Origin of the sequence: Pectobacterium carotovorum (assembly GCF_900129615.1) — a bacterium.
In the GTDB taxonomy this organism is placed as follows: Bacteria; Pseudomonadota; Gammaproteobacteria; order Enterobacterales; family Enterobacteriaceae; genus Pectobacterium; species Pectobacterium carotovorum.
On sequence record NZ_FQWI01000003.1, the window covers coordinates 397,719 to 421,927 of the forward strand.

19 protein-coding genes are annotated in these 24,209 nt (G+C 51.9%); 8 read left to right on the forward strand and 11 right to left on the reverse strand.

Features of this window, described 5'->3' with window-relative positions; all coding sequences use genetic code 11:
* The first annotated feature begins 28 nt into the window (after nucleotides 1–28).
* The 3 genes from BUB06_RS08825 to BUB06_RS08835 all read left to right on the forward strand — a co-directional run bounded on the left by BUB06_RS08825 (nucleotide 29) and on the right by BUB06_RS08835 (nucleotide 2,884).
* Nucleotides 29–232 (forward strand): YbdD/YjiX family protein, encoded by a 204-nt coding sequence (locus BUB06_RS08825; protein WP_005976130.1) that lies wholly within the window; start codon nucleotides 29–31, stop codon nucleotides 230–232.
* 16 nt (nucleotides 233–248) lie between these two features.
* A complete protein-coding gene (gene yjiA, locus BUB06_RS08830) occupies nucleotides 249–1,235 on the forward strand; it encodes a GTPase (RefSeq protein ID WP_039472416.1) in 987 nt (328 codons plus the stop codon).
* Between the two features lie 266 nt (nucleotides 1,236–1,501).
* The gene (locus BUB06_RS08835; protein WP_039472418.1) at nucleotides 1,502–2,884 is read left to right on the forward strand and encodes a glycoside hydrolase family 28 protein; all 1,383 of its coding nucleotides are present in this window, start codon (nucleotides 1,502–1,504) and stop codon (nucleotides 2,882–2,884) included.
* Nucleotides 2,885–2,992: 108 nt separating this feature from the next.
* Here the strand turns inward: BUB06_RS08835 and ybaK are convergent, their stop codons facing one another.
* Nucleotides 2,993–3,472: a Cys-tRNA(Pro)/Cys-tRNA(Cys) deacylase YbaK gene (gene ybaK / locus BUB06_RS08840; protein WP_039472419.1), complete on the reverse strand. Its 480-nt coding sequence runs from the start codon at nucleotides 3,470–3,472 to the stop codon at nucleotides 2,993–2,995.
* A 70-nt stretch (nucleotides 3,473–3,542) separates the two neighbouring features.
* The gene (locus BUB06_RS08845; protein WP_039472421.1) at nucleotides 3,543–4,361 is read right to left on the reverse strand and encodes a TraB/GumN family protein; all 819 of its coding nucleotides are present in this window, start codon (nucleotides 4,359–4,361) and stop codon (nucleotides 3,543–3,545) included.
* Nucleotides 4,362–4,536: 175 nt separating this feature from the next.
* Between BUB06_RS08845 and BUB06_RS08850 the strand changes: the two genes are divergently transcribed.
* Together BUB06_RS08850 and BUB06_RS08855 are read left to right on the forward strand one after the other, a co-directional pair.
* A complete protein-coding gene (locus BUB06_RS08850; RefSeq protein WP_039485998.1) occupies nucleotides 4,537–4,719 on the forward strand; it encodes a type II toxin-antitoxin system HicA family toxin in 183 nt (60 codons plus the stop codon).
* Nucleotides 4,720–4,741: 22 nt separating this feature from the next.
* Nucleotides 4,742–5,173 (forward strand): type II toxin-antitoxin system HicB family antitoxin, encoded by a 432-nt coding sequence (locus BUB06_RS08855; protein ID WP_039472423.1) that lies wholly within the window; start codon nucleotides 4,742–4,744, stop codon nucleotides 5,171–5,173.
* Nucleotides 5,174–5,267: 94 nt separating this feature from the next.
* Here BUB06_RS08855 and copA read toward each other — a convergent pair whose 3' ends face one another.
* On the reverse strand, nucleotides 5,268–7,991 hold the full coding sequence (copA, locus tag BUB06_RS08860) for a copper-exporting P-type ATPase CopA (protein ID WP_039472424.1): 2,724 nt from the start codon (nucleotides 7,989–7,991) through the stop codon (nucleotides 5,268–5,270).
* 116 nt (nucleotides 7,992–8,107) lie between these two features.
* On the opposite strand from copA, the gene cueR reads away from it, so the two are divergent.
* Entirely contained in the window at nucleotides 8,108–8,509 is a 402-nt protein-coding gene (gene cueR, locus BUB06_RS08865) for a Cu(I)-responsive transcriptional regulator (RefSeq protein WP_039472426.1), read from the forward strand.
* A gap of 56 nt (nucleotides 8,510–8,565) precedes the next feature.
* Here cueR and BUB06_RS08870 read toward each other — a convergent pair whose 3' ends face one another.
* The 6 genes from BUB06_RS08870 to ubiG all read right to left on the reverse strand — a co-directional run bounded on the left by BUB06_RS08870 (nucleotide 8,566) and on the right by ubiG (nucleotide 14,947).
* Nucleotides 8,566–9,021 carry an NfeD family protein gene (locus tag BUB06_RS08870; protein WP_039472429.1) on the reverse strand — a complete coding sequence of 152 codons (456 nt, stop codon included), beginning with the start codon at nucleotides 9,019–9,021 and terminating at the stop codon, nucleotides 8,566–8,568.
* Nucleotides 9,021–9,935 carry an SPFH domain-containing protein gene (locus tag BUB06_RS08875; protein WP_010301277.1) on the reverse strand — a complete coding sequence of 305 codons (915 nt, stop codon included), beginning with the start codon at nucleotides 9,933–9,935 and terminating at the stop codon, nucleotides 9,021–9,023. Before BUB06_RS08875 ends, BUB06_RS08870 begins: the two co-directional genes overlap by 1 nt.
* 140 nt (nucleotides 9,936–10,075) lie before the next feature.
* The gene (gene yfaE / locus BUB06_RS08880; RefSeq protein WP_010284079.1) at nucleotides 10,076–10,336 is read right to left on the reverse strand and encodes a class I ribonucleotide reductase maintenance protein YfaE; all 261 of its coding nucleotides are present in this window, start codon (nucleotides 10,334–10,336) and stop codon (nucleotides 10,076–10,078) included.
* 3 nt (nucleotides 10,337–10,339) lie between these two features.
* Nucleotides 10,340–11,470 (reverse strand): class Ia ribonucleoside-diphosphate reductase subunit beta, encoded by a 1,131-nt coding sequence (gene nrdB, locus BUB06_RS08885; RefSeq protein ID WP_010301279.1) that lies wholly within the window; start codon nucleotides 11,468–11,470, stop codon nucleotides 10,340–10,342.
* A 122-nt stretch (nucleotides 11,471–11,592) separates the two neighbouring features.
* On the reverse strand, nucleotides 11,593–13,878 hold the full coding sequence (gene nrdA, locus BUB06_RS08890) for a class 1a ribonucleoside-diphosphate reductase subunit alpha (RefSeq protein WP_010301282.1): 2,286 nt from the start codon (nucleotides 13,876–13,878) through the stop codon (nucleotides 11,593–11,595).
* Nucleotides 13,879–14,227: 349 nt separating this feature from the next.
* Entirely contained in the window at nucleotides 14,228–14,947 is a 720-nt protein-coding gene (gene ubiG / locus BUB06_RS08895) for a bifunctional 2-polyprenyl-6-hydroxyphenol methylase/3-demethylubiquinol 3-O-methyltransferase UbiG (protein WP_039472432.1), read from the reverse strand.
* Between the two features lie 261 nt (nucleotides 14,948–15,208).
* Between ubiG and gyrA the strand changes: the two genes are divergently transcribed.
* Together gyrA and rcsC are read left to right on the forward strand one after the other, a co-directional pair.
* Nucleotides 15,209–17,848 carry a DNA topoisomerase (ATP-hydrolyzing) subunit A gene (gene gyrA, locus BUB06_RS08900; RefSeq protein ID WP_010301285.1) on the forward strand — a complete coding sequence of 880 codons (2,640 nt, stop codon included), beginning with the start codon at nucleotides 15,209–15,211 and terminating at the stop codon, nucleotides 17,846–17,848.
* Between the two features lie 115 nt (nucleotides 17,849–17,963).
* Nucleotides 17,964–20,819: a two-component system sensor histidine kinase RcsC gene (rcsC, locus tag BUB06_RS08905; RefSeq protein ID WP_072013002.1), complete on the forward strand. Its 2,856-nt coding sequence runs from the start codon at nucleotides 17,964–17,966 to the stop codon at nucleotides 20,817–20,819.
* A 37-nt stretch (nucleotides 20,820–20,856) separates the two neighbouring features.
* On the opposite strand, the gene rcsB is transcribed toward rcsC, so the two are convergent.
* Both rcsB and rcsD read right to left on the reverse strand, forming a co-directional pair.
* Nucleotides 20,857–21,507 (reverse strand): response regulator transcription factor RcsB, encoded by a 651-nt coding sequence (gene rcsB, locus BUB06_RS08910; RefSeq protein ID WP_005976164.1) that lies wholly within the window; start codon nucleotides 21,505–21,507, stop codon nucleotides 20,857–20,859.
* A gap of 8 nt (nucleotides 21,508–21,515) precedes the next feature.
* Nucleotides 21,516–24,200, reverse strand: a complete 2,685-nt coding sequence (gene rcsD, locus BUB06_RS08915) for a phosphotransferase RcsD (protein WP_039472435.1) — start codon at nucleotides 24,198–24,200, stop codon at nucleotides 21,516–21,518.
* Nucleotides 24,201–24,209: the final 9 nt, after the last annotated feature.

Sequence of the window (24,209 nt, forward strand, 5' to 3'; positions counted from 1 at the left end):
TATTGCAGGCGATAGTCTGGAGGTAATGATGTTTGGCAATCTGGGAAAAGCAGGAAAATATTTGGGCCAGGCGGCGCGTATGCTGGTCGGTATGCCAGATTATGATACCTATGTGCAGCATATGCAGACTAATCACCCGGATAAACCTGCGATGACGTACGAAGAATTCTTCCGCGAACGCCAGCAGGCGCGTTACGGCGGAGACGGCAAAGGCGGGATGCGTTGCTGTTAACGACTTGGGATCTGTTATGACTCAACCTTTATCATCTGATGTGACTAAACCCGTGTATGTCACTATTCTGACTGGGTTTCTTGGTGCAGGAAAAACGACCTTATTACGGCATATTCTGAATGCCGAGCACGGCTATAAAATCGCCGTGATTGAAAACGAATTTGGCGAAGTCCCGATTGATAATACGTTAATTGGAGAACGCGCCAGTCAAATTACGACCCTAAGCAATGGCTGCATCTGCTGTACGCAGTCCAATGAACTGGCCGATGCGCTGCTCGATCTGATTGATGGCGTAGATAATGGCACGCTCGATTTTGATCACGTCATTATTGAATGCACCGGGATGGCCGATCCGGGGCCGGTGGCGCAGACCTTTTTCTCGCATGAAATTATCTGTGAACGCTTTGTTCTGGACGGGATTATCACGCTGGTGGATGCAGTACATGCGCAGCAGCAGCTCGATCAGTTCACCATCGCGCAGTCGCAGATTGGCTATGCCGATCGCATACTGCTAACCAAAACCGACGTGGCAAGCGAAGACGAAACGCTGCTACCGCGTCTTCAGCGTATCAATGCGCGTGCACCGATCTACCCTGTCGTCCATGGCGATATCGATCTGAGCGTGTTGTTTAACATTGACGGTTTTGTCCTCAGCGACAAGCTGGACGTGAAAACGCCAGTATTTCGCTTTGTTGCCCCCGCGCAGAATAACGTGCAATCAATCGTTGTGTATCTCGATAAGGCGGTTGAGCTTCAGTCTGTTTCCGATGTGATGGAAAACCTGCTGCTGCAATTCTCCGATAATCTGCTGCGCTATAAAGGCATTCTGGCCATCAACGGTGATGACCGCCGCCTGCTGTTTCAGGGGGTTCAGCGCTTGTATAGCGCCGACTGGGACAGAGAATGGCACGCTGATGAAGAAAGAAAGAGCGTGCTGGTGTTTATCGGTGTGGATTTACCTGAACAGGAAATCCGTGATGCTTTTGCTCGCCTGACGGCATAACGCCATTTATCTTCTCTGTGCTGGTCACTCAGGCCAGCACGATTTCCCTCGGTCCTACTTTCTTTTACACCCCTTGCTCTGTTTATGCGGCGGACTGCCTCGCCATAGATACATTCGCAGGATGGGAATCGTGCAATTGCACAAAAAAATTCCTACCTTATTGTAATTATTACGAATACATCTAAAACGTGATCGCCTCTCGCTTTTTAATGGAATATGAGTGGTATTTTATTAAAACGATATTTCATTTTTTAGTGAGGTTAAGTATGCGTAGTGGTCTTGCCCTGTCATTAATGGCTTCCTGCATCACGTTGGGTATTCAAGCGGGTACCGCACAAGCGGCCAGTTCAGTGAAATTTCCCGATAAAATCTGTGACGTAACGCAATACGGGGCCGAAGGCCGCCGCCTACAAATCGCACTGAATACCCAGGCTTTCCAGAAAGCGATTGATGATTGTGCTGCGGCTGGCGGCGGAACGGTACACGTTCCTCGCGGTAACTATCTGGTCGATCCGCTGTTCCTGAAAAGTAACATAAGGCTGGATCTGGCAAAAGATGCGACCATCGTCGCGTCGACCGAAGAAGCAGCGTATCGCGCGACGGAAAAAACCAAGTACGCTGAAGCGGAAAATGGCTGGCTTCCCTTTATCAGTATTGCCGATGCACAGAATGTGGCTATTACTGGCCAAGGCACCATTGATGGGCAGGGCGCTGTCTGGTGGGAGCGCTGGCGCGAGAATATTCGTGCAACTGGCAAGAAAGGCGGCACCGATCGTCCACGTCTGATTTATATCAAAAGCTCTAATAACGTGCTGGTGGATGGCGTCACGCTGACGCATTCCCCGAGCTTCCACGTTGTAATGCGTTACTCGCATGATGTGGATGTGAACGGTACTCGGATTCTGTCGCCGTGGCATGCGCCAAATACCGATGCTATCGACCCGATCGACAGCCAGAATATCCGTATTACCAATAACTATATCGACTGTAATGACGACCACATCGCGATAAAAGCCGAGAAGCCGGATAGCCGCTTCCCGAATGGCGTCGTGGATAACATCTATATCGCCAACAATATCCTGAAGCAGGGGCGCGGCATTTCTATCGGCAGCGAAACCTCCGGCGGCGTAAATAACGTGCTGGTTGAAAATAACCAGTTCGAAGGTTCCATGTACGGTATCCGTATTAAAACCCTGCGTGGTAAAGGCGGTGAAGTGAAAAACATCACTTACCGTAATACCAAAATGGTGGATGTTGAAATCCCGCTGGTCTTTGCCGCTTACTACAAAGCCGCGCCGATTGTGCAGGCTGAAGTAGACAAAATGCTGGCCGAAGGTGGCTTCACGATGGGGGAGCAAATTTATCCGCCGGATACCGATCCAGAGCAGCCGTTTGATCAGTACAAGACGCCGCATTTCAGCAATGTGACGATCGAGAATCTGGAGTCGACCGGTAAGACCAAGGCCGCTGCGTATATTATCGGCGTACCGGAAGCCCCGCTCAGTGGTTTCCACTTTGATAATGTGCGTATTGATGCGGATAAAGGCATTCGCGTAAGAAATGCGGAGTTGCAGACCAAAGGCCTGACGCTGAATGTGAAAGAAGGCCCAGTGATGCAGTTGGATAAAGGGGCGAAAGTCGATCAGTAATCGATTATGAAGCGGTAGCAGGGGACACACTGGCCGTGGAGTCCTCTGCTATCTGCTTCGTTTTGATGCTACATCGTCAGGCAGGTTATGCTCATTTAATCGCGAGTATTAATCATGCCTGGCGATATCGGCAAAGGTGGCGCGCAGCAGGCGTGCCAGATCGTCTGCCGATAGTTCAATATCCAACCCACGCTTACCGCCGGAAATGAAAATGGTACCGAACTGGCGTGCTGGTTCATCAATCACGGTTGGCAACAGTTTCTTCTGCCCCAGTGGGCTGATTCCTCCTACCAGATAACCTGTGACACGCTGAGCGATGACTGGATCGGCCATATCTGCTTTTTTAGCCGACAGCGCACGGGCGACTTTCTTGAGATCCAGCATGTCGGCGACTGGCGTAACGGCCACGGCGAGATTTTTCGCATCACCATTCAGAGAAACGAGCAGCGTTTTATAAACCTGTTCTTTATTCAGTCCCAGCTTTCTGGCCGCTTCTTCGCCAAAGTTGGTTTCATCGCTGTCGTGGTGGTAGCTGTGTAGCGTAAAGGCGACCTTGTTTTTTTCGAGCAGATTGACTGCGGGTGTCATGATTTCACTATCCTTAACCCTGTTGCGGGCCTTATCTTGCGGACGCGGCTACGCGTCATAACGTGTTCTTTCATGGAGTTGCGGTATGACCGTTTTTGAGCAGCGTGGGTAAATTCTCATCGCCATACAGATGCAGTGCGCCTACGGCCACAACGTAATTTCCGGGTGGCAATTCCTGAAGCTGCTGCTGCCAGCGGCGGTTACGCTGGCCCATCAGCAGGTCGGTCATTTCATTGCTGAACGTCGTGGGGATATCCGGCGTATATTTGCCGGGTCTGCTGTCTAGCCACCAGCCCACCATCGTTTGTAGCAAATGGGCGTTAGTGCGCCAGTGTTTAATCGTATCCTCCAGCAACAGCAGGCCGCCCTGCGGTAGTTGTTGTAACAAATCAACCTGCGTCTGCTGTCCTTCCAGTTCGATAACCTGAATACCGTAAGATTTCGCGGCGTTAATTAACTGATAATCGATACCGTAGTCGGGGCGTAAGCCCAGCAACTGTGCCTGTCTCGCTTGTAGCATCAGTGCGGCCTGCCAGGCAGGAAGCGTACTGATATTGCTCTCATCGAAAGAAAGCGACTCACAGATTTTTTGCAGTTGGCGGTAGTTTTCCGGGCTGAGGCGCTGTTCGAGCGGTGGTTCGGCGTCACTGTGTCCGAAGGGGGAATGTGAATCGGATATATCGGCTTCGACGATGAGTGCGGTCGCCTGCCGGAGCTGTTGCAGCAGCGTATCGGGCAGCGGTGCCATATCTTTGCTACCCATATGAATGCTGCCGACCAGATGCAGCTGCCGTTCATTGGCAAGCTGAACGTCTATCGCTGGGTAGGCGTAAGCCAGCGGTGAGATAAAGCCAAGAAAAGTCGCGATTCTACGCAGCAGTTGCCCCATTGGTTCCGTCTCCTGATGTGGAATAACTATGCTAAACGCTAGATGCGGAACAATACAAGGTATACCAATCTTAAGGGCACGGAAGCCCACGTGTTTGGTTACTCAATTCTCCCTATGCGTAAAGATTGATGGGTGTGTATTGGTGTGTATAATGAAAATCAGGTTAGGAGGATACATGAAATCAACTGACCTGATAAAGGAGCTGGCAGCGGCAGGTTGTGAGTGCAAACGGCATAACGGCGGGAGTCACCAAATATGGTGGTCACCCATTACTGGAAAAACATTTCCAGTGCCGCATCCAAAAAAGGATTTACCACTTGGAACTGTCAAATCCATCAAAAAAATGGCGGGGATTTGATCCCCGCCTTTTCGGAGGCAATATGTTTTTTTCAGTCGGTGTTGAAACGCCAAAAGATGATGCTACGGCATATGGGCTGATCGTTCCGGCGTTATGTACTGATGATTATGGCTGCTTCTCTGCAGCTGACAGCCAACAAGAGATTGCACGCATGGCGCGGGAAGCGATTTTAACCCTGATTGATGAAGCGGTGAGCCGCGGAAATCTGGATATTAAACGACTTAATGACGCTGGACATCTCATCTATGCGGCAATGCCAGATTTTGCGGACTACGATAGTTGGTTCGTGCTGGATGTGGATTTATCGGTTTTTGAGGGAAAACCGCAGCGATTGAACATTTCACTTCCCGATACGTTGATACAGCGTATTGATAATCGCGTGCGAGAGCAGCCGGGTACTTATCGCGATCGCAGCCATTTTTTGGCAGAAGCCGCACGCCATGAACTGGAGTAAGCGTGGGTGAATAGGTCTGGTTGCCAGCGATAAAATCACGATGGTTTTCGGCAAAGGAAAACGCGGCGCGTCTCAACAACGCGCCGCGTTTGCATTACTGGCTTTTAGGTTTAAAACGCAGCAGGCGGTTGGCGTTGCTGACCACCGTGATGGAGGATAGCGCCATAGCGGCACCGGCTACCACTGGGCTAAGTAGCGTCCCGGTCAGCGGGTAGAGTACGCCTGCGGCAATGGGGATCCCCAGCGAGTTATAGATAAACGCGCCCAGCAGGTTCTGCTTCATATTGCGCAGCGTGGCATTGGATAGCGCCAGCGCATCGGCGACGCCGTGCAGGCTGTGGCGCATCAGCGTGATAGCGGCGGTTTCAATCGCGATATCGCTGCCGCCGCCCATCGCAATGCCGACATCGGCCTGTGCCAGTGCCGGCGCATCGTTGATGCCATCACCAATCATGGCCACACGCTTGCCCAGAGCCTGTAGCTTTTTGATGGCTTCCGCTTTTCCGTCTGGCAGTACGCCAGCAATCACTTGGTCGATACCCGCTTCTTTCGCGATGCTCTTCGCCGTGAGCGGGTTGTCCCCTGTGAGCATGACGAGCTGGTAACCTTGCTGGTGCAGGCGCTGCAAGGCGCTGATGCTATCCGCTCGCAGCGGATCGTGGATGGAAAACACCGCAATGATGTGACCATTTGCCGCAAGCAATACCGGCGTGATACCGCGCTGAGCCTGCTCATTGATCAGCGTTTCGCCTGCGGTGATATCGACCTGATGTTGTTTGAGCAGCGCCGGATTCCCCAGTAGCAGGTGTGCATCACCGATCTTGCCGCTGACGCCGAGGCCGCGCAGCGTACGGAACTGTTCGACTTGCGTGAGTGTCAGATTCTCTGCGCGTTCAAGAATCGCTTTTGCCAGTGGGTGATTCGAGCCTTGCTCCAGCGAAGCCGCCCAGGCTAGCGCCTGAACTTCTGTCACGTCGGCGAAGGTATGAATCGCCACGACGCGCGGCTGTCCTTCGGTTAGCGTACCGGTTTTGTCAAATACCAGCACATCCAGCTTGCTGGCCTGCTGCAAGGCATCGGCATCCCGCACCAGCACGCCAAACTCCGCGGCACGTCCGACGCCGGAAATAATCGACATCGGAGTTGCCAGCCCAAGCGCACAGGGGCAAGCAATGATAAGAACGGTCGTGACGATAATGAGCGTGTAGACCATCTGCGGCTGTGGCCCTACGAAGAACCAGATTGCGCCGCTGAGAAGGGCGATGGCCACGACGACGGGAACAAACACGGCAGAAATACGATCCGCCAACTGGCCGATAGCGGGTTTGCTACTTTGCGCCTGTCTGACCAATCGGATGATTCGCGATAGGGTGGTTTGGTTGCCGATGGCGTCTGCACGAAAGAGGACGCTGCCGTCGGAAACCAGCGTACCTGCGTGAACTGTATCGCCGGACGTTTTGGCTTGCGGGATCGGTTCCCCGGTCAGCATGGCTTCATCCACCCACACTTCGCCTTGCAAAATCTCGCCATCGACAGGAATACGATCGCCAGTTGTCAGGCGTAGCGTCATGCCGGACTGCACGTCGGATAGCGGAATGGATTTCTCACCTTCCGGCGTCACGACGCGAGCGGCGGGGGGCGTCAAATCCAGTAACCGTTCCAGCGCCCGCGAAGAACGTTGACGGGCACGCTGTTCCAGCGCATGACCGAGGTTGATTAAACCGATGATCATGGCGCTGGCTTCATAGTAAAGGTGACGCGCCGCCATTGGGAAAAGATCCGGCCACAGATTGACGGTAATAGAGTAAAGCCAGGCTGCCCCCGTTCCCAGCGCGACCAGCGTATCCATGGTCGCGGTGCCATTTCTCAGACTGCGCCAGGCGTTACGGTAAAAATGACTGCCAGCGAACACCATCACCGCCAGCGTCAAAATACCGATGACCAGCCACGGCGTTTGGCTTTCCGGCGTCAGGCTCATGCTGCCGCCCAGTACGCCCCACAACATCAGCGGCACACCAAGCAGCAATCCCAGCGCGGCCTGCCATTGGAAACGGCGAATAGCCTGCTGAGAGGTTTGCTGCTGGCGTGCGCGGCGAGCTTCTTCGTCCTGAATAATTTCCGCGCCATAGCCCGCTTGCTCAACGGCGGCGATCAGCGCTTCCGGTTCGGCGTGACCGCTGACCAACGCGCTACGTTCAGCCAGATTCACCCGCGCCTGTGTGACGCCGCTGACGTTTTGCAGCGCCGTTTGTACGCGGTTCACGCAGCTGGCGCAGCTCATTCCCTGAAGCAGGAGCTGTACGCTGTCTTCATCGCGGGTGGCGGGTGTTGTCATTGCCGGAAGAATACTCTCGGCCGCTGGCAGCGCTTCCGGCGTCGTCGCTACCTGTGCCAGCGGCTCAGTTTTTGGGTGAACATTCTCCTGCACGCTGGCGTGATAGCCAGCTTCTTCAATGGCGCTAATCAGTGCTGTGGCCTCAACGTTGCCATACACGGTTGCCTGCTCTGTGGTGACATCCGTCGCCACGACGCCGGGAATGGCTTCCAGCACTTTACGCGTAGCGGCGACGCAGTGATTGCAGCTCAGGCCGGAAAGCTGAAGAGAGACATCCGGCGTGGTAGCAAGCTGTGCTTCGTAGCCAGCCTGCTCAATAGTGTCGATCAACGTCTGGGAATCAACGTCGCCGCTGACTCTGGCGTACTGTTGGGTGACGTTGGTTTGTTCGATCGCAGGCAACGCGTCCAGCGCTTTTTTCACGCGTTGGACACAGTGTCCGCAGGTCAGTCCCTGCAACGACAACACGATAGTTTGAGACATAATAATTTTCTCCTGTGATCACAGCCGGAGGTGAAAGACGTTGACCGGCCATCTGATTTCTACTAGTTATTGAGTAAGGTAAACCTTCTAGCAAGGGGAGGGTCAAGGGGGAAATCATGAATATCAGTGATGTTGCGAAAAAAACCGGTCTTAGTAGTAAAACCATTCGCTTCTATGAAGAGAAAGAACTTCTGACTACGCCGCTGCGTTCTGAAAATGGTTACCGCAGCTACGACGACCATCACGTCGAAGAGCTGACGCTGCTGCGTCAGGCGCGCCAGGTTGGTTTTAATCTGGATGAATGCCGAGAGCTGGTTACGTTATTTAACGATCCGCTGCGGCGAAGTTCGGATGTAAAAGCGCGAACCTTGCAGAAAGTGCAGGAAATCGAGATGCATATCGAAGAGCTGAAAGCGATGCGTGAACATTTGCTGGCGCTGGCCGAACAGTGCCCGGGAGATGGTGGCTCGGAGTGTCCGATAATCAATAATCTGGCGGGCTGTTGTCAGAAAGGGTAGTGTCAAAAAGAATAGTGTCACAAAGGGGAGACAGGCTCCCCCCAATAATGCGTTAGTTAGCGCTCAGTCGGGCGTACATGCAGCGTGATACCATCGATGGCAATCACTTCAACCTGCGTACCGGCGGGCAAATCCTGTTCTGATTTCACGCGCCAACTGCTGTCACCGATGTTTACCCGCCCAAAACCGTTGATCACCGGGTCGGTCAGCGTAGTGCGCAGTCCAACCAGCTGTTGCCCGCGCTGGTTGAGCATCGACTGTGGGCGTGACAGCGTTCGTTTACGCAGCCAATACCACCAGAGTAGTGCCGTGACGATCGTCAGGATGGCGAAAATCGTTCCCTGCAATGGCCATCCCAGCGGCATCACCCATGTTAATAGCCCAACCAATACTGCCGATAAACCGCTCCACAGCATATAGCCACTGGCACCCAGCATTTCGGCGGCTAAAAGCAGACCGCCGAGCGACAGCCAGAACCAGTGCGCATTTTCCATCACCAGTTCAATGCCCATTATTGACCTCGGCTGTTTTTGCTATCTTTAATCAGTTCCGTGATTCCACCGATAGCCCCCATCAGGTTGCTGGCTTCCAGCGGCATCATGATCACTTTGCTGTTATTAGAAGAACCGATCTGCTGTAACGCATCGGTATATTTCTGTGCGACGAAGTAGTTAATCGCCTGAATGTTACCTGCCGCGATGGCTTCGGATACCATTTTAGTCGCCTGTGCTTCCGCTTCAGCAGCACGCTCACGCGCTTCTGCTTCAAGGAAGGCAGATTGGCGTTGGCCTTCAGCTTTGAGAATCTGCGACTGTTTTTCCCCTTCGGCTTTCAGGATCGCGGCCTGACGTACCCCTTCGGCTTCCAGAATATCGGCACGCTTGTTACGTTCTGCTTTCATCTGCGCATTCATGGCGGCAATCAGTTCAGCGGGTGGACGTACGTCGCGAATCTCGATACGGGTGATTTTCACGCCCCACGGGTTAGTGGCTTCATCAACAATGTGCAGCAGACGGGTGTTGATGCTATCGCGCTGAGACAGCATTTCGTCCAGCTCCATGGAACCCAGCACCGTACGGAAGTTGGTCATGGTGAGGTTCACGATAGCCTGTTCCAGATTGCTAACTTCATAGGCAGCACGTGCGGGATCGATCACCTGAATAAAACACACGGCATCAATGGCCACATTGGCGTTATCGCGTGAGATAATTTCCTGAGAGGGGATATCTAATACCTGTTCCATCATGTTGATTTTACGACCAACGCGATCCATAAACGGCACGACCAGATTCAGCCCCGGCATCAGCGTTTTGGTATAGCGGCCAAACCGTTCCACAGTCCATTGATATCCCTGAGGTACGATTTTGATGCCTGACCAGACGATGATGAGTGCAACAAAGATCAAAATAGGAATGACGGTGAGCATATTCTAAAACCTCCAGGTTGTTTTATTTCGGTCAAAAGGCTATTTCAGCGAGTAGTGTAACTCACTTGCGTATGAAAGCGGGCAGTAAATACGCCCGCCAGTAAACGCGGTAAGGAGAATGTCCTGTGAGGGAACGAGGGCTAAATATCGAGTTCAATGTCGCCCTGAGGCATACAGCAGCAGGGGAGGATTTCATCCTGTTGGATGCAGGCCAGCGGGGTTTGACGATACGCCACTCTGCCTTTTACCAGACGCAGTCGACAGGAACCGCAATAGCCGGAGCGGCACTGATATTCAATGCTGACTCGGTTAGATTCCAGCACATCCAGCAGCGAAGGGCCGTCGTCTGAACAGGAAAACTGCGCACCAGATGTGCGCAGTGTGATCGTTGGATTGCTCATCGATTACAGCTGGAAATCGCTCAGATCGTCGTCGCTGATTTCTGAATCGATCTGACCGACCAGATAAGAGCTGACTTCAACTTCCTGTGGCGCGACCTGTACGTTATCGGACACCAGCCAGGCGTTGATCCACGGGATTGGGTTCGTGCGCGTCTGGAACGGCAGCGGCAGCCCAACCGCCTGCATGCGGATGTTGGTGATGTATTCCACGTACTGGCACAGAATATCTTTGTTCAGACCAATCATCGAACCATCACGGAACAGGTATTCAGCCCACTCTTTTTCTTGCTGAGCAGCGAGCACGAACAGGTCATAACACTCTTGCTGACACTCTTCGGCAATCTGCGCCATTTCTGGGTCGTCATGGCCTGAACGCATCAGGTTCAGCATGTGCTGCGTGCCGGTCAGGTGCAGCGCTTCATCACGGGCGATCAGCTTGATTATTTTAGCGTTGCCTTCCATCAGTTCGCGTTCTGCAAAAGCAAATGAACAGGCGAAGCTAACGTAGAAACGAATCGCTTCCAGCGCGTTTACGCTCATCAGGCAGATATACAGCTGCTTTTTCAGCGTATGCAGGTTCACGGTCACGGTCTTGCCGTTAACCTGATGTGTCCCTTCACCCAGCAGATGATAGTAGCTGGTCATCTCAATCAGCGAATCATAATAGCCGGAGATATCTTTGGCGCGCTTCAGGATCTCGTCGTTGGTTACGATATCGTCAAACACCAGCGATGGATCGTTAACGATATTACGAATGATGTGCGTGTAGGAGCGTGAGTGAATGGTTTCCGAGAAAGCCCAGGTTTCCACCCAGGTTTCCAGCTCAGGGATAGAAATCAGCGGCAGCAGCGCCACGTTTGGGCTACGCCCCTGAATGGAATCCAGCAGCGTTTGATATTTCAGGTTGCTGATAAAGATGTGTTTCTCATGATCGGGCAGCGCCTGATAGTCGATGCGATCGCGGGATACGTCGACTTCTTCTGGACGCCAGAAGAAGGACAGCTGTTTTTCGATCAGCTTTTCGAAAATTTCATACTTTTGCTGATCGAAACGCGCCACGTTAACCGACTGGCCGAAGAACATCGGTTCTAGCAGTTGGTCATTTTTGTTCTGTGAAAATGTGGTATAGGCCATGAGTCTCTCCAAAAAAATGCCGGGAGCATTTTTTAACGCCGCTTGTGAAGGCCCATAAGGGGCGGGCTGCGACGCCTGCTATAAAAGATGAAAGGCTGCATCGGCAGCCTTTCATTATTGGCTTAAATCTTACACGCGCCGCCTTCGCAGCCGTCGTCCTGCGGTTCTGCCAGCAGGTCATCTTGTACGTCTTCAGCGCCGTCACGGGTGTTTTGGTAATACAGCGTCTTAACACCGAATTTATAGGCCGTGACCAGATCTTTCAGCAGCTGTTTCATCGGTACTCGACCTGATGGGAAACGTGACGGATCGTAATTGGTGTTGGAGGAGATTGCCTGATCGACAAACTTCTGCATCAGACCAACCAGTTGTAGATAGCCGTCGTTATTTGGCATATCCCACAGCAGTTCGTAAGAATCCTTCAGCGTTTCGTACTCCGGCACCACTTGGCGCAGAATGCCGTCTTTGGACGCTTTGACGCTGATGTGGCCGCGCGGTGGTTCAATCCCGTTGGTGGCGTTGGAGATCTGAGATGACGTCTCAGACGGCATCAGCGCGGACAGCGTGGAGTTACGCAGACCGTACTCTTTGATGTCGTTACGCAGCGCTTCCCAGTCGAGATGCAGCGGTTCGTTACAGATCGCATCCAGATCGCGCTTATAGGTATCGATAGGCAAAATACCCTGCGAATAGGTGGTTTCATTGAACCACGGGCAAGCACCTTGTTCGCGTGCCAGCACATTCGACGCCTTCAACAGATAGTACTGAATAGCTTCAAACGTTTTGTGTGTCAGGCCGTTGGCGCTGCCATCTGAGTAGCGCACGCCATTTTTCGCCAGATAGTAGGCGAAGTTGATCACGCCAATACCTAATGTACGGCGACCCATCGCACCACGCTCTGCTGCGGTAATCGGGTAATCCTGATAATCCAGCAGGGCATCCAGCGCGCGCACGGCCAGCGTCGCCAGCTCTTCCAGATCGTCTAAGCTATTGATGGCTCCGAGGTTGAAAGCAGACAGCGTACACAGCGCGATTTCACCGTTTTCATCATTCACGTCGTTCAACGGCTTGGTCGGCAGCGCGATTTCCAGACACAGGTTGGACTGGCGAACTGGCGCAATCTGCGGATCGAAAGGGCTGTGCGTGTTGCAGTGGTCAACGTTCTGAATATAGATACGGCCGGTAGAAGCACGTTCCTGCATCATCAGGGAGAACAGCTCGCCTGCTTTGATACGCTGTTTGCGGATGCTGTCATCCTGCTCATATTGCACATACAGGCGCTCGAATTCATCCTGATCGGCGAAGAAGGCGTCGTACAATCCGGGTACGTCAGACGGGCTGAACAGGGTGATCTCTTCACCTTTTACCAGACGCTGATACATCAGTTTGTTCAACTGCACGCCGTAGTCGAGGTGGCGAACGCGGTTGCCTTCTACGCCACGGTTGTTTTTCAGCACCAGCAGGCTTTCGACTTCCAGATGCCACAGCGGGTAGAACAGCGTAGCAGCACCGCCGCGTACGCCACCCTGAGAGCAGGATTTCACTGCCGTCTGGAAGTGTTTATAGAAAGGAATACAGCCGGTGTGGAATGCTTCACCGCCGCGAATTGGGCTGCCGAGCGCACGGATGCGGCCTGCGTTGATGCCGATACCAGCACGCTGGGAAACGTATTTTACGATCGCGCTGGAGGTCGCGTTGATGGAATCCAGGCTGTCGCCACATTCGATCAGCACGCAAGAGCTGAACTGACGCGTTGGCGTACGCACGCCCGCCATGATTGGCGTTGGCAGAGAAATTTTGAACGTAGAGATCGCGTCATAAAAACGTTTAACGTAATCCAGACGCGTCTCACGCGGGTAGCCGGAGAACAGGCAGGCGGCGACCAGAATGTACAGGAACTGGGCGCTTTCGTAGATATCACCGGTGACGCGGTTTTGTACCAGGTATTTCCCTTCCAGCTGTTTCACCGCCGCATAGGAGAAATTCATGTCACGCCAGTGATCGATGAAAGCGTCCATCTGGGCGAATTCTTCTGGACTATAGTCTTCTAACAGATGTTTGTCGTACTTACCCAGTTCTACCATTTTGGTGACGTGAGTCAGCAGAGCAGGCGGCTCAAACTGGCCATAGGCTTTCTTACGCAGATGGAAGATAGCCAGACGCGCAGCCAGATATTGATAATCCGGGCTTTCGCGCGAGATCAGATCGGCAGCGGCCTTGATGATAGTTTCATGGATATCAGAGGTTTTGATGCTGTCATAAAACTGAATGTGTGAACGCAGTTCCACCTGAGAAACGGAGACATTGTGTAAACCTTCTGCGGCCCAGGTAATGACGCGGTGGATTTTATCCAAATTGATCTTTTCTTTACTGCCATCGCGTTTGGTTACTAGGAGGCTTTGGTTCATGTTGGGGTTTACCTGTTGATGAAAATAAACAAATATCCACAGAGTTAGTCACAAAAGCATTTCTGTGACTAACTCTGTGGATAAACACTAAATATGGATATTTTTTGATAAATAACCACCATATCATGAGTATTCTAGTCCGGATTATTTTAAGAACAAGAGTTGATTTTTCGTTAATTTAAGGATTTAAGAACAGACATTTTGTTAAAAACCTCATCAAACAAGGTAGTTAAGGGTACTTTCCTTAATTTGTGCGGGATGTGCTTTGTGATCTTTTGCTGGTTTCGTCATCAATATGATTATGCGCGGCAAAAAACCGCGCATCTTTTAAGAGCATTCTTAATCGATTCTATTTATCGTGGCGCGTGTGCAGCATGTAGTTCACGTCCACGTTTGGACCCAGTTTAAAGTGGTCCGTCAGCGGGTTGTAGTGAAGCCCGGTGATATGTTTTTCACGCAGCGGTGTACTGTCGACCCAGTGCATCAGCTCTGCTGGGCGAATGAACTTCTTAATGTCGTGCGTGCCGCGCGGCACCATTTTTAGCACGTACTCCGCACCGATAACGGCCATCATCCACGCTTTCGCATTGCGGTTGATGGTGGAGAAAAAGACGTGCCCGCCCGGTTTTACCAATCTGGCGCATGCCTGCACCACGGACTGCGGATCGGGAACGTGCTCCAGCATTTCCATACAGGTGACGACATCGTAGAGACCCGGATGAGCGTGTGCATGCGCTTCTACCGTTTCCTGCACGTAATCGACGGCGACACCGCTTTCCAGCGCGTGCAAACGTGCGACCTGCAACGGCTCTGCGCCCATATCGAGCCCGGTGACGTCCGCGCCTTCATGCGCCATGCTTTCGGCCAAAATGCCGCCGCCGCAGCCAACATCCAGCACTTTCTTGCCGAACAGGCCTTCCGCGTGCTGCGAAATATAGCCCAGACGCAGCGGATTAATGCGGTGCAAGGGTTTGAATTCGCCTTCTAGATCCCACCAGCGTGAAGCGATAGCCTCAAATTTGGCAATTTCCTGATGGTCAACGTTCGGAGTTTGATTCTCTACATTCATGTGTCATCACTGCCTTTCGTTATCTTCTACTGCCGCGAGTATACTCCCTTCGCGCTGCAACGTGCAGCGGTGTCCGTTTTCTCTGAGGGATATCCGGTGAATAAAAGTCCATTGGGAAAACAGTCTGTTCGGGGCGGAAGGGAGTTTCCCCCGAAACGGCGGTTTGTGATATAATTTTTCACCTTTTGAACAGTTCACCTAATCTGAACGGTTCACTTTTCTGAACACGGGTAGATGCCTAAATAGAGGGATAGCGGCTCCATGAGCGACCTTGCCAGAGAAATCACACCGGTCAACATTGAAGAAGAGCTGAAAAGCTCGTATCTGGATTATGCGATGTCCGTTATTGTCGGGCGTGCATTACCAGATGTTCGTGATGGACTGAAACCGGTACACCGCCGCGTACTGTATGCGATGAGCGTACTGGGTAACGACTGGAACAAACCGTATAAAAAATCCGCCCGTGTCGTCGGGGATGTCATCGGTAAATACCACCCACACGGCGACTCTGCCGTTTATGAAACCATCGTACGTATGGCGCAGCCTTTCTCACTGCGTTACATGCTGGTTGATGGTCAGGGCAACTTCGGTTCGATTGACGGCGACTCCGCGGCGGCGATGCGTTATACCGAAATTCGCATGTCGAAAATTGCTCATGAACTGCTGGCCGACCTCGAAAAAGAGACGGTCGATTTTGTGCCGAACTATGACGGCACCGAGCAGATTCCTGACGTCATGCCTACGCGTATTCCCAACCTGCTGGTTAACGGTTCTTCCGGTATCGCAGTCGGGATGGCAACGAACATTCCACCGCACAACCTGACGGAAGTCGTGAACGGCTGTCTGGCGTATATCGATGATGAAAACATCAGCCTTGAAGGGTTGATGGAACACATCAAAGGCCCAGATTTCCCGACGGCGGCGATCATCAATGGCCGACGCGGCATTGAAGAAGCCTATCGTACCGGGCGCGGTAAAATTTACATCCGTGCGCGTGCTGAAGTGGAAGCGGATGCGAAAACCGGACGTGAAACCATCATCGTGCATGAAATCCCATATCAGGTGAACAAAGCGCGCCTGATCGAGAAAATTGCCGAGCTGGTTAAAGATAAACGTATCGAAGGCATTAGCGCACTGCGTGACGAATCCGATAAAGACGGTATGCGTATCGTCATCGAGATTAAACGTGACGCCGTGGGCGAAGTGGTACTGAATAATCTGTATTCCCAGACGCAGCTTCAGACGTCATTCGGCATCAACATGGTCGCTCTGCATCAGGGCCAGCCGAAGATCATGCCGCTGAAGGACATTCTGGTCGCGTTTGTGCGCCACCGCCGCGAAGTGGTGACGCGTCGTACCATTTTTGAACTGCGTAAAGCCCGTGACCGTGCTCATATCCTGGAAGGTCTGGCGATTGCGCTGGCGAACATCGATCCGATTATCGAGCTGATTCGCCGTGCTGCGTCACCTGCTGAAGCGAAAGCGTCGCTGATCGCACAGGCATGGGAACTGGGTAGCGTGGCTACGATGTTGGAACGTGCGGGCGATGATGCTGCGCGTCCAGAGTGGCTGGAGCCAGAGTTCGGTATCCGTGACGGTCGCTACTACCTGACGGAACAGCAGGCGCAGGCGATTTTGGATCTGCGTTTGCAGAAGCTGACCGGCATGGAGCACGAGAAGCTGCTGGATGAATATAAAGAGCTGTTGGCGGAAATTGCCGAGCTGCTTTATATCCTCAATAGCCCTGAGCGCCTGATGGAAGTCATCCGCGAAGAGCTGGAAGCGATCAAAACGCAATACAGCGACGAACGTCGTACGGAAATCACGGCGAACACCGCTGATATCAACATCGAAGATCTGATCAATCAGGAAGATGTTGTTGTCACGCTGTCTCACCAAGGTTACGTGAAGTATCAGCCGCTGAGCGATTACGAAGCCCAGCGCCGTGGGGGCAAAGGTAAGTCTGCCGCACGTATAAAAGAAGAAGACTTTATCGATCGTCTTCTGGTGGCCAACACCCACGATACGATTCTGTGCTTCTCCAGCCGGGGTCGTCTGTACTGGATGAAGGTATATCAACTGCCGGAAGCCAGCCGCGGTGCGCGTGGTCGCCCGATCGTTAACCTGCTGCCGCTTGAAGCGGATGAACGTATCACCGCGATTCTGCCGGTACGTGAATACGAAGAAGGCCGCCACATCTTCATGGCAACCGCGAGCGGTACTGTGAAGAAAACGGCGCTGACGGAATTCAGCCGTCCACGTAGTGCGGGGATCATCGCGGTTAACCTGAATGAAGGTGACGAGCTGATTGGCGTTGACCTGACCGACGGTAGCGATGAAGCGATGCTGTTCTCTGCGGAAGGTAAAGTGGTTCGCTTCTCCGAGCAGGCGGTGCGTTCTATGGGCCGTACGGCAACGGGCGTCCGTGGTATCAATCTGCAAGGCGAAGATCGCGTCGTTTCTCTGATCATTCCTCGCGGCGAAGGCGATATCCTGACCGTCACGCAAAATGGCTTTGGTAAGCGTACTGCCGTGAGCGAGTACCCGACCAAGTCGCGTGCGACGAAAGGGGTTATCTCTATCAAGGTCAGCGAACGTAACGGTAAAGTGGTTGGCGCGGTTCAGGTTGATGCCGCAGACCAGATCATGATGATCACCGATGCGGGAACGCTGGTGCGGACGCGCGTGTCTGAAGTCAGTATCGTTGGCCGTAACACGCAGGGTGTCACGCTGATTCGTACGGCGGAAGACGAACATGTTGTCGGCCTGCAACGCGTTGCCGAGCCGGTAGAAGATGAAGAGCTGGATGGCGTAGTAAAAGTTGAAGGCGAAGTTGCCGAAGACGATGATGCTATCGACGACATTGATGGCGATGATGATATCGCTGAAGATGACGAATAAGCCTTTTCATTAAACCGGAATGAGCAGAGTAAGCCAGCGCGATGCGCTGGCTTTTTTTATCGACTCTCGGTAGTGTATCAGCCAACTGGTTCTTCCATTATTCAACGGTATCCATTTGAAATATCTCGCCTCATTCCAGACCACATTAAAGGTGTCCCGCTATTTGTTTCGGGTTCTGGCGGTCATGCTGTGGGTATTGGGCGCGCTGATATCCGTTTTTTATGTCACTAAAGTATTGAATGAAAAAGAATCAGAGCTGCGGCAGGAATATAACCTCAGCTTTGATCAGTCGCAGGGTTACATCCGACACGCGTCGGATATTGTGCGCGAACTCCAGTATCTGGCGGCAAATCGCCTGATGCTGGCAAGAGAAAAGGCAGAGCCGCCAGCGGAAGGGGGCCCCGGCGTCTCCGTTTATGCGCTGGCTCCCGGCGCAACCTGTTCCACGCAATATGGCGGGAATGCGGCGTTGCTCTCATTGAGCCATTTTTTCAACGGCTGGCAGGATAACTTCTCTGCCGTCTACGATCTTAACCGGGTCTTTTTTGTCGGCGGCGATCGACGCTGTATGGTTGATTTTGGCATCCGTAACCAGTCGCTCGACCGTGATAACTTGCTTAAAAACGTGCAGGATCGGTTTCAGGAGCAGAAGAAGAGTCGCACCCAAAGCGGACGCGATGAAACGGTCTATTGGATTACCCCAGCTTCGATTCCCGATGTCGGCTATTTATATGCGCTGACGCCGATTTATGTGGATAGCAAGCTGGAAGTCATCATGGGGATTGAACAGACGATTCGTCTGGATGATTTCGTCACCATGGGTAAATTTCCGATCAGTGCCCGGCTGCTGGATCAATACAATCAGGTGGTTTTACAGTTTTCCGATGATAAAGAGCGTTACGCTTCCTCAGTAGACGGCTATCCCTCCGAACATAATTATTTTGGTTATGTGAATGGGTATGATGAACTCATTCTGAAGAAATCGCTGCCGCCGACGTCATTCGGCATCGTGTATTCGCTGCCGTTGAAGGTGCTGCTCTCCCATATCAGCGCACTGATGATCAACATGCTGATGCTGAATATGCTATCGGCTATCTTGCTGTTTGTGCTGGCGCTGGTGTTTGAGCGGAAAATGTTGCTGCCTGCGGAAGTGAATGCGTTCCAACTGGAAGAAAACGAGCAATTCAACCGCAAGATTGTCGCATCGGCGCCGGTAGGGATTTGCATCCTGCGTATTAATGACGGCACGAACATCCTCAGTAACGAGCTGGCGCACAACTATCTTAACCTGCTTACCCACGAGGATAGGCTGCGAATTACCCGTATCATTTGCGAGCAGCAGTCCAAGTTTGTGGATGTCATGACCAGCCGCAATCATCACCTGCAAATCAGCTTTGTCCATTCGCGCTATCGTAATGAAAACGTGGCGATTTGTGTACTGCTGGACGTCAGCGCACGCGTCAAAATGGAAGAGTCGCTACAGGAAATGGCGAATGCCGCCGAGCAGGCAAGCCAGTCTAAATCGATGTTCCTTGCCACCGTCAGCCATGAATTGCGTACGCCGCTGTACGGGATTATCGGTAACCTCGATTTACTGCAAACCAAATCGCTGCCGCAGGACGCCAATCGTCTGGTTGCCGCGATGAACAACTCTTCCTCGCTGTTGCTGAAAATCATCAGCGATATCCTCGATTTTTCCAAGATTGAATCGGAGCAGTTGAAGATCGAAGCGTGTGAGTTTGCGCCGCATGAAGTCATCAGCCACATCACCAGCAACTATCTCCCGCTGGTAGTGAAGAAACGCCTGACGCTGTACTGCTTTATCGATCCCAATGTGCCGGTCAGCCTGTTTGGCGATCCCGTACGTTTGCAGCAGGTGTTATCTAACTTGCTGAGTAACGCCATCAAATTTACGGACACGGGCTGCATCATTTTCGAGGTCGGTTGCCGCGATGGTTATCTGGAATTTGTGGTGCGTGATACCGGCGTGGGTATTCAACCTCGCGAGGCGGTGAAGCTGTTTGACCCGTTTTTCCAGGCAGGTAGCGGTGTTCAGCGGCATTTTCAGGGCACGGGCTTAGGGCTGGCGATTTGTGAAAAGCTGGTCAATTTGATGGATGGAGACATTACCATCGAGTCGGAACCTGGGCTCGGCAGCCTGTTTGGCGTCAGAATTCCGCTGTATAAAGCGCGCTATGCCCCAGCGGCGATCAATGCCAGCCTGCAAGGGAAAATGTGCTGGTTGAGGATACGCAACGCCCGGCTGGAGGCTTATCTGCTGACGCTATTGCAGGAACAGGGGGTGCAGGTCGCGCGTTATCAGAATCAAACCGTGTCGCCTGATGATGTGATGATTAGCGATTACGCGTCAGAAGAGGACGTTAACGTTCGGGCGCATATCGTGATGAGTGGCGCGCATAACGGATCAGCGCAGGAAGTGAGCGATGGGCACTGGGTGCAAGGGACGTCCACACCTCAACATTTGCCTGATTTGCTCGAGAAAATCTATCGCTCAGAAAGCGAAGACAGAAATCGCGTCGAGATTTCACCACCGTTGACCAGCTACATACGGGCTGAGAATGGCGATATTATGATTCTGGTGGTTGACGATCACCCCATCAACCGTCGACTGCTGGCGGATCAGCTCGGTTCTCTGGGCTATCAGGCGATGACGGCAAATGATGGCATAGACGCTCTGGGCGTACTGAGTAAAAATCACATCGATATCGTGCTGACGGATGTCAACATGCCGAATATGGATGGCTATCTGTTCACACGACGCATGCGCGAGCAGGGGTTACGTTTCCCGGTTATCGGCGTGACGGCAAATGCGTTGGCGGAAGAAAGAGAGCGTTGCCTCGGGGCTGGGATGGATCACTGTTTGTCAAAACCGGTTACGCTGGATACGTTGCAGCAGTCGTTGGCGCATTACAGCAACGTGGTGCGTCAGGCGAGAACCTCTGAGGAATAACCTGCACCAGCGGCTGCTGGTGCAGGTGAAGAAAGGCTTAGTCTACCTGCGTCGCGCCGCCGTTAACGGAGGACAGGTAATTCAGCAGGGCGATATCGTTCTCGACGCCCAGCTTGGTCATGGCTGACTTCTTCTGGCTACTGATCGTTTTGATACTGCGATTCAGTTTTTTGGCGATTTCGGTAACCAAAAAGCCTTCTGCAAACAAGCGCAGCACTTCACTTTCTTTCGGGGACAGGCGTTTGTCGCCGTAGCCGCTGGCGCTGATTTTCTCCAGCACTTTGGATACGCTATCCGGCGTGAATTTCTTCCCTTTTTGCAGGGCCGCCAGCGCTTTGGGTAAATCGGTCGGCGCACCCTGTTTCAGTACGATGCCTTCGATATCCAAATCCAACACCGCGCTCAGAATTGCCGGATTATTGTTCATGGTAAGAACAATAATAGAAAGGTGAGGAAAATGGCGCTTAATGTATTTAATGAGGGTAATACCATCACCGTATTTATCGCCTGGCATGGATAAATCGGTGATTAAAACATTAGCGTCCAGCTTAGGTAGGTTATTGATCAGCGCTGTTGAGTCTTCAAATTCGCCAACCACATTGACCCATTCAATCTGCTCAAGCGATTTTTTGATGCCAAAAAGAACAATAGGATGGTCGTCGGCAATAATTACGTTTAAGTTACTCATCGTTTTGGTTACTCATCTTGTTGGCTACCTTGCTGCCCTTTAGGTTCTTCTGGGGATAGTAATGCACTGACAAACCTCTCGATTTCATGAAGGTTAGCCTCAATCTGTTCACTATCATGCGCGGTAATATGCTGTTCAAGCTGTTCACACAACTGTTTGCCAGGATGCAGATTAAGCATGGCAAACACGCCTTTCAGCCGGTGTGCCGTCTGCGAAAGCGACGGAAAATCGCCTGCTTCCACTTCAGTATACAGCCTCTTTAAATCATCCGGTACTGTCTCCACGAACAGCGAATAATAGTCGCTTGCTGCCAATTGCGCGGCGTAAAATTCGACATTATCCGGTTCCCCTTCCTGTAGCGCATCGGGTGATGTTTCCAGTTGTAGCTCAATCAGCTTAAGTAATGCCTCCAGCAGGAGGTGGCTGATATTATAATTCACCCGTAAACGGCGCGGGCCCAAAGGCGTTACTGTGTCATCGTCATGACTCAACAGCAGCGTATAATCTGCTTTTTTCTCCGGGTCGTCAGTCATGCAGATATCTGCTTCCTGATTAATCTGGCGTTCATCGCTAACCAGATAATTCGCACCCCAGCCCGTCAGCATATTGCCGACAATATGCTGTACTTCATCAGACGTCACATCCAGCAGAACGGTAATACCATCCAGCAGTTTTTCTTCCTCAACGGGAAGCGCTTCCGGCTCCAGTTTTAGCGTCAGAATATAGTGTGTGCCTAATCCGGCCTTACTGTTGATCGTTAACGCACCGCCCAGTTTATTACAGAGTTGATTGCACAAAAATAAGGTCAATCCTGAATTTTGTCCGAAACGATCGGATGTCGCAGGATGCAGGAAAGGGTGTCGAATATTTTCCTGCTCTTTGCCTGAAACATTCGTTCCCGTATCGCTGATCTGAATAATCAGCGTATCCGACTCATTATTTTTTCTATCAATCGACACCGTAATCTTGCCGTAATCCGTATTGGTCACCGAATAATTCAGCAGCAGCGCCAGCGTCTTTTTCAACAGCTCGACATCGCCCACGTAGGTTTGATTCATATCCAGATTGTAATGATGGAATAGGGTCAGACCTTTTTGATTCAATCGCGGCAGCAGCTCAAGGAGAACATGGTCGATAGCCGTCAGCAGTGAAAAGCTCTCGTTGACCGCATTCCATTCCTGCGCTTCCAGCTTTTCGTGCAAGGCGATATTTTCCAGCAGCTCGATAGCGCAGCGGGTATCGGCCGTTAGCTGATCCAGCGTGGGTACCGGTATGGTTGCTGTCTCGCTGTGGCGTAGCGCATGAATATGCTGCCGTAGTGAAATCAGCGGCTGTTTGAATTCGCTGAGCAGGTTTTGGAATAACCGTTTTCTGGCATGAATATTCTTTTCGTATTCACGCTGGGCGAGCAGCAGTTTACGCTGTACCAGAATCTCTTTATCTTGCTCACGCAGCAGGAAGAGGCAATAGTCAGGCGAATATTGACTGCGGATTTGGCGGATTTCATACATCTCATTATTAATCGTGACCTGAATGACGCCCTGATGCTCGTCCGCCATATTGGTGATTTTTTGCAGGCTCAGGTGCGGAAGCAACTGCTCAGCGCGCTCATTCTGGATGACGACTTTATTGCTGCTGAAATCATAAAGCAGCACGCCCATCGGGATTCTGCCCGTTGTTTCGCGGTAAACATCCAGCGTCTTTTCCAACTGACGAGAGACATCTTCGCCGGGACGCACATACTGCCGACGGAAAAGATAAAAGCCGACGATGGACAAACTCAGCAGGACCAGACTCAACAGCAGAAGCCAGATGTTATTACGCAATGAATCAATAATCAGGGCTTTTACAGGCATCTGAAAAACGATTTTTATCGGTGCATTCACGAGCGTGGCGGAGATTTCAAGATTCGAGCCATGAAGCTGAACGTCAGCCGTGCCTTCGCCATTATTATTGTCCATATTGCTGGCCGCCGGCGTATCCGGCTTAAGCATAAGATGCTCACGCGGAATGGTGTCTGGGATTAAATCGTTAATCGGTAAATCGAACGCCAGAATCGTCGCCAGATGACCCGGTTGATTGAATGTGGTGCGCAGCGTAAAATAGTAGTCGTTATAGAAGCGTAATTTACGCAGCGGGGAAAAACTTTCGCGTTCGTCTAATACATTCGCCTGTTGCAGCATTTCTGTCCGGCGGGCTTCGGCAATGACCGTAATATAATTCCCACGGAACTGCGAGGAGATATCTTTCAACGTCTGCGTGGAAATCATCGTCAGGCTGTTGTCGATACCATTCAGGTAATACATGGAATAGACGCTATTCTCCGCTCCCCAGAGAATATCAAGATAACGTGATATCCGGCGAACCGAGGTCAGCGTGCTTTTATCGTGTTGCCCAAAAATCAGCGCGTCCGTTTTCTGACCGTTTTTTTCTACGTAGAAAACATTCGGCATTAAATTAATGGCGGTAATATTGGTGTCGCTAGCCGCTGGCTCGCTGTTCAGGCTGCCATATATTTGATAGGTGAAAAAACGATAAGTATCGACGCGTTTTTGTATGCCCTGAGCGATGGTCGTCAGCGAGTGTTTTTTGTCCGCCAGCAAATCGTTGATGTAGCTATAGCCGAACGTTCCGGTAATAAGGAGCGACAGCACCGTAAGGAGTGAAAAATAACGCAGGATTATGGCTGGCATCAATTAACG